Annotated in this window: 5 protein-coding genes; all 5 read left to right on the top strand. The window is 68.5% G+C overall.

Annotated elements, in window-relative coordinates; translation table 11 throughout:
• Positions 1-2,509 (top strand): alpha-amylase family glycosyl hydrolase (locus WBL05_RS01885; RefSeq protein WP_424223372.1); only part of this gene is annotated, 2,509 nt, incomplete at its 5' end.
• Between the two features lie 4 nt (positions 2,510-2,513).
• The gene (locus WBL05_RS01880) at positions 2,514-3,302 is read left to right on the top strand and encodes an inositol monophosphatase family protein (protein ID WP_424223371.1); all 789 of its coding nucleotides are present in this window, start codon (positions 2,514-2,516) and stop codon (positions 3,300-3,302) included.
• Positions 3,303-3,354: 52 nt separating this feature from the next.
• Complete coding sequence (hrcA, locus tag WBL05_RS01875) at positions 3,355-4,377, top strand: heat-inducible transcriptional repressor HrcA (RefSeq protein ID WP_424223370.1); 1,023 nt, start codon at positions 3,355-3,357, stop codon at positions 4,375-4,377.
• 13 nt (positions 4,378-4,390) lie between these two features.
• Positions 4,391-5,602 carry a molecular chaperone DnaJ gene (gene dnaJ, locus WBL05_RS01870; RefSeq protein ID WP_424223369.1) on the top strand — a complete coding sequence of 404 codons (1,212 nt, stop codon included), beginning with the start codon at positions 4,391-4,393 and terminating at the stop codon, positions 5,600-5,602.
• Positions 5,599-6,354: a 16S rRNA (uracil(1498)-N(3))-methyltransferase gene (locus WBL05_RS01865; RefSeq protein WP_424223368.1), complete on the top strand. Its 756-nt coding sequence runs from the start codon at positions 5,599-5,601 to the stop codon at positions 6,352-6,354. Before dnaJ ends, WBL05_RS01865 begins: the two co-directional genes overlap by 4 nt.
• Positions 6,355-6,366: the final 12 nt, after the last annotated feature.

The raw sequence follows: 6,366 nt of genomic DNA, 5'->3' as shown, positions 1-6,366 counted from the left end.
GGCCTACGAGGAACAGCACCCCGAGGTCGAGCCGACCGGGCAGGCCGAGCCCACCCCGACTACTGCCACCGAGGCCGAACCCGAAGAAGAACCCGCCGAGGAAGAGCCGGAGCTGCAGGTCACCCCGTTCGCGCCCGAGGTGTGGGCGCTGGGCGGCTGGTCGCTCGGAGCCACCTACGACCCGCAGGAGGACATCACCTCCTTCGCCGTCTTCGCCCCCGCCGCCACCCGGGTCGTCCTCGAGCTGTACCCCCAACCGCTCGGCGCCGACGCCAGCCACCACTTCGACACCGTCAAAGCCCAGGACGGCACCTGGCGGGCCCAGCTCAATGGTCTTGGGCCCGGCGCCTACTATGCCTATCGCTGTTGGGGCACCAACTGGGAGATCGATCCGGAGTGGCGGCCCGGCTCACTGCTGGGCTTCATCTCCGACCGCGACGCCGACGGCAACCACTTCAACCCGAACAAGGTGCTGCTCGACCCGTACGCCCGCGAGATCAGCCACGTCCCGCTCAGCCCGGCGGTCAAGGACGCCGGGGCCGACCTGGGCGTCTTCGCCACCGGCGGCGGCGACTACCGCGGTCAGGTACGGCGCTCAGTCGACTCGGGCCGGTTCGCCCCCAAGGGCGTGGTCATCCACGACCAGACGCCGATCGGCGACTACCCGGTCCGTGAGCCGCAGGACGTGATCATCTACGAAGGTCATCTCAAGAACCTGACCATGCACCCGTCGGCGGCGCAGCTGGGCGACCTGCTGGCCAAGGAGCGGATGTTCGACGAGGTCGAGAACGTCCCCGAGGAACTGCTCGGCACCTACGCCGGGGCGGCCTACCTCGCCCCCTACCTGAGGGCGCTCGGCTTCACCAGCCTGGAACTGCTGCCGGTCCATGAAACCAACTCCGACCAGGTCGGGCGCATCAACGGCACCACCAACTTCTGGGGCTACCAGACCATCGGGTTCTTCGCGCCAAACCGTGACTACGCCTACGACAAGAGCCCCGGCGGACCGACCCGTGAGTTCAAGGAGATGGTCGCAGCCTTCCACGAACACGGCATCGAGGTCTACCTCGACGTGGTCTACAACCACACCGCCGAGGGCGGCAACTGGGACAACGACGTCGACTCGGCCGCATTCCACTGCTTCGGCGGCTTCGCCACCTCGATGTACTACGACCTCACCGCCGACGGCTGGGTCGTCGACGACGCGACCGGTTCGTCCAACCAGACCAACTTCTCGCACCGCCTGATGATCGACCTGGTCAAGGACTCGCTGGCCTACTGGCACGAAGTGATGGGCGTGGACGGGTTCCGGTTCGACCTGGCCACGGTGCTGGGACGCTACCCCGGGGCGTCCGACAAGGAGGACTGGGGTGGCCGGCGACGCTTCTACAAGGCGCACCCGCTGCTGCGCGAGGTGGCCGACTACGCCGACCAGCGCGACATCGAGGTGATCGCCGAGGCCTGGGACCTGTGGGGTTACGAGGTCGGCAACTTCCCGTCCGGCTGGGGGGAGTGGAACGGCCGCTACCGCGACACCATGCGCCACTACCTGAAGGGGGACGGCAACACCCGCAACTTCATGGACCTGCTGAACGGCGACTGGCTGCACTTCAACGACAACGCCGGCCCGCAGAAGTCGATCAACTTCCTGACCGCCCACGACGGCTTCACCATGTTCGACCTGGTCAGCTTCAACGACAAGGACAACAACCAACCGTTCCCGTTCGGGCCGTCGGACGGCGGCACTGACGCCAACGTCTCCTGGGATTCCGGCGGTAACAAGGAGCTTCGCCGGGCCAGGTGGCGCAACAACTGGCTGATCGCGATGATGTCACGCGGGGTGCCGATGGTGGTCAGCGGTGACGAGTACGGCCGCACCCAGAACGGCAACAACAATCCGTGGAACCTCAACACCATCGGGATGTGGAATAACTGGGCGATGCTGGCGTCCAACGCCCCCACCCAACTGCCGGTCGACCCCGACGACCCGGAGGCCTACTCGTACTACGACGTGGTGGGGGTGTGCGACAGCGAACCGGACGTCAACCCGATGTTCCGGTTCGCCCAGTACGTGACCAGGTTGCGCGAGCTCGACCCCACCCTGCGGCAGAAGGCGTGGGGGGACGGCCAGCTCGACAGCGACAACGTCAGCTACCTGTACTTCCGGCCCGACCTGAAGGGCCCGCCCGGCCCGACCGATCGGCAGGTTACCGTGCTGATCAACGGCACCGGCATCGGCGGCACCGACTACCTGATGATGGTGAACATGTACACCAGGCCGGCGGTCTTCAAGCTGCCGGACGTCAGCGAGTTGCAGCGTCCCGTTCCGAACCTGAGCTGGCACCGCATCATCGACACCGCACCTTGGGCCGAGTCGCACGACAACTCCTGGGCGCCGGCCGACGGCGAGGAGATCTCGGGCCAGTACGTCGTCGAACCGTGGTCGATCGCGGTGCTGGCGGCCGCCTCAGACGAGTCGCCGCTGTTCAGCGACCGGAGGTTCTACTGACACCATGACGCAGATGTCGACCGACGAGGTCCTCCAGCTCATCATCAACGTGGCCGACGAGGTGATCACGCCACGGTTCCGGGCGCTGGGCGACCAGCACGTCGACCAGAAGGCGCCCGGCGACTTCGTCACCATCGCCGACCGGGAGGCCGAGGAACTCATCACCGCCGGGCTGTTGGCCCGCAACCCGGACGCCCTGATCGTGGGTGAGGAGGCCAGCTACGCCAATCCGAAGTTGATGACCGGGTTGGGCCAGGCCGAACTCGCCTACACCGTCGATCCGGTGGACGGCACCACCAACTTCGTCAAGGGTTCCCCGCGGTACGCCGTGATGGTGGCCGAGGTGCGCCGGGGCGAGACCACCCGGGGGTGGATCTGGCAGCCCGAGACCGGACGGGCCTATGTCGCCGAGCGTGGCGGGGGACTCTACTGCAACGGCGAACCGGTGCGGCGCGGGCCGGCGCACAACCCGCCGCGCGGCATGACCACCCGGCGGTCGTGGCGGCACTTCGACTCCAGGGGCCGGCTGACACCCACCCTGCACACCAACTACTGCGCCGGGTTCGACTACTCCCAACTGTTCGCCGGCGAGGTGGACTACTTCACCTACCGCAACCCGTGGCCGTGGGACCACCTGCCCGGTTCGCTGATGCTACGCGAGCTCGGCGGGCAGTCCCTGGACAACCGCGGCCGGTTCTACGGAGCGCGGGTCGGGGTGCCGAACAGCCTTGTCATCGCGGCCGACGACGCCCTGGCGAGGCAGGTGGTCGGCTACTTCCGCCCCGAGCAGTAAGATTGGCACTCGTGACTTGTGAGTGCCAGAATCAACCGGGAGGAGGCAAGTCGTGGATGAACGCAAGCTCGAGGTGTTGCGGGCCATCGTCACCGACTACGTCCAGACCCGGGAACCGGTGGGTTCGAAGGCGCTGGTCGAGCGGCACAACCTCGACGTCTCACCGGCCACCATCCGCAACGACATGGCCGTGCTGGAGGACGAGGGCTACCTGATCCAGCCGCACACCAGCGCTGGCCGGGTGCCCACCGACAAGGGCTACCGGCTGTTCGTCGACCGGCTGGCCACCATCAAGCCGCTGTCGGTCGCCGAACGCCGCGCCATCTCCACCTTCCTGGCCGGGGCGGCCGACATCGACGACATCGTGCATCGCACCGTGCGGCTGCTCGCCCAGCTCACCCAGCAGGTCGCGCTGGTGCAGTACCCCATCGCGCGCACCACCACCATCCGCCATGTCGAGGTGGTCAGCCTGCACGCCGACCGAGCGCTGCTGATCATGATCGACTCCACCGGACGCATCGACCAGCGGACCCTGCTGTTGCCCGAGCACTCCGTAACCGAACTCGACCAGTGGCGGGAGCGGCTCAACCGGGCAGTGGTCGGGCTCACTCCCGGCAAGGCGCTGGACGCCCTGGCCGGCCTGGCCGGCGAACCCACCAAGGACGCCGGGGACGCCGAGCGGGCCACCGTCGTGATCGACGCCCTGCGGTCGATGCTGGGCTCCGACCCGTCCAGCGAGGTGGTGGTGGCCGGGGTGCCGAACCTCACCCGCTTCGGGGCGGCCTATAAGATGGTGATCGGTCCGGTTCTGGAGGCGTTGGAAGAGCAGGTAGTGTTGCTGAGGCTGCTCGGTGACGCCGTGGCCGAGCACCCGGGCGATGTCTCGGTGCGGATCGGGCAGGAGAACCCGTACCAGCGGTTGCAGAGCACCTCGCTGGTGGCCAGTGGCTACGGGCCCGACGAGCCCTGGGCGACGCTCGGCGTAGTCGGCCCCACCTACATGGATTACCCCTCCACGATCGCCGCCGTCCGTGCCGTGGCGCGTTACGTCGGCCGGTTCCTGGCAGAAGGATGAACGAGAACCAACGATGAGTGCCCCTGACTACTACTCGATCCTCGGTGTGCCTCGGGACGCCAGCGCCGACCAGATCAAGAAGGCATACCGGAAGATGGCGATGAAGGTCCACCCCGACGTCGCCACCGATCCGGACGCCGAGGAGAAGTTCAAGCAGGTCAACGAGGCTTACGAGGTGTTGAGCGACCCCAACAAGCGGTCGATCTTCGACCGCGGTGGCGACCCGATGGGGCCCGGTGGCGGTGACCCGTTCGCCAACATGGGCGGCTTCGGCGGCTTCGGATCGTTCGCCTCCCAGGGGTTCGACATCGGCGACCTCTTCGGCGCCATGTTCGGCGGCGCCACCACCAGCCGGGGGCCCAAGTCCCGCGTCCGGCGCGGCCAGGATCAGCTGATCCGCACCCGCCTGACGTTGTCGGAGGCGGTTTTCGGGGTCACGAAGCCGATCAAGTTCGACACCCACGTGGTGTGCAACACCTGCAACGGCTCCGGCGGGGTGAACAACCGCGAGCCGGTCACCTGCACCCAGTGCCACGGCCGCGGCGAGGTGATCACCACCCAGCGGTCGATCCTTGGCGAGATCCGCACCACCCAGCAGTGCCCGAACTGCCAGGGTTTCGGCAACATCATCCCCGAGCCGTGCCCCGACTGCTCCGGGCAGGGCCGGGTCCCGGAGCAGCGCACCATCAACGTCAAGATTCCCGCCGGGGTCGACACCGGCAACCGGATCCACCTGCAGGGCCAGGGTGAGATCGGGCCGGGGGCCGGGCCGGCCGGTGACCTGTACGTCGAGATCCAGGTGGCGCCCCACGACGTCTTCCGCCGCGACCACGACAACCTGGAGATGGTGATCAGGCTGCCGATGAGCCTGGCGGCGCTGGGCACCGAACTCGACATCGACACCCTCGAATCCGAGCTGCCGAGTTGCCCGCCCGAGCGCCAGAAGGTGCACATGCACGTCCCGGCCGGTACCCAGTCGGGCACCCGGCTGGTGGTGGCCGATCACGGCGTCCCCAGCCTGCGGGCCAACCGCCGCGGCGAGACCACCCGCGGTGATCTGGGCGTCACGCTGCTGGTCCAGACCCCGACCAAGCTGGACGACGAGCAGCGCGCGCTGCTGGCCCAGTTCGCCCAGATGCGTGGTGAGGGCGGGCCGGAGGTGCTGAACAAGCACCCGGAGGAGAAGGGCTTCTTCGACCGGATAAGGGACGTGTTCAGCCAGTGACCGACGCCTGCTACCTCGCCGAGTTGGGCGGGGCGCAGCCGGGTGACCTGGTCGAGGTGACCGGTGACGAGGGACGCCACGCCGCGGTCGTCAAGCGCACCCGGGTGGGTGAGACCGTGCTGGTCGCCGACGGCGCCGGAGCCGCGATCCGCGGCGAGGTGGTCGAGGTGGGCAAGCAGCAGATCCGGGTCCGGGTGCTGGATCGCCTGTCCACGCCGCAGCGGACCCACCACTGGACGGCTGTGCAAGCGCTGGCCAAGGGCGACCGGTCGGACATCGCGGTCGAGTCGCTCACCGAACTCGGCACCGACCGGATCATCGCCTGGCAGGCGGCCCGCTCGGTGGTGCGCTGGGACCCCCGCCCCGGCGAGCGCGGCAAGGCCGACAAGGGCGTTGCCAAGTGGCAGACCACCGCCCGCGAGGCGACCAAGCAGTCGCGCCGGTTCCGCGTCCCGCAGGTCTCTTACGCCGACACCGCTGGTGTGGTCGAGCTGATCAGGTCGGCCGACCTGGCGCTGGTCTGCCACGAGGACGCCGCCGTGCCGCTGCCCCGGGTGCCGCTGCCGGCCAGCGGCGAGGTGGTGGTGGTGGTAGGCCCGGAGGGCGGTATCAGCCCTGATGAACTCGAGGCGTTCCAGGCGGCCGGCGCCCAACTTGTGGGCCTGGGCGACGGCGTCCTGCGGACCTCGACCGCCGGGGTGGTGGCGCTGGCCCAGTTGCAGGCGCTGGCCGAGCTGCAGGCCGGGCACTGAGCGTTGCGGCTC

It is taken from the genome of Brooklawnia sp. (assembly GCF_049651565.1).
Classification (GTDB): Bacteria; Actinomycetota; Actinomycetes; order Propionibacteriales; family Propionibacteriaceae; genus Brooklawnia.
This window is presented reverse-complemented; position numbering and strand designations above follow the sequence as displayed.

Coding starts and splice junctions, on each gene's coding strand:
- WBL05_RS01880 (WP_424223371.1), top strand. CDS start 2,514: ATGACGCAGATGTCGACCGACGAGGTCCTCCAGCTCATCATCAACGTG.
- dnaJ (WP_424223369.1), top strand. CDS start 4,391: ATGAGTGCCCCTGACTACTACTCGATCCTCGGTGTGCCTCGGGACGCC.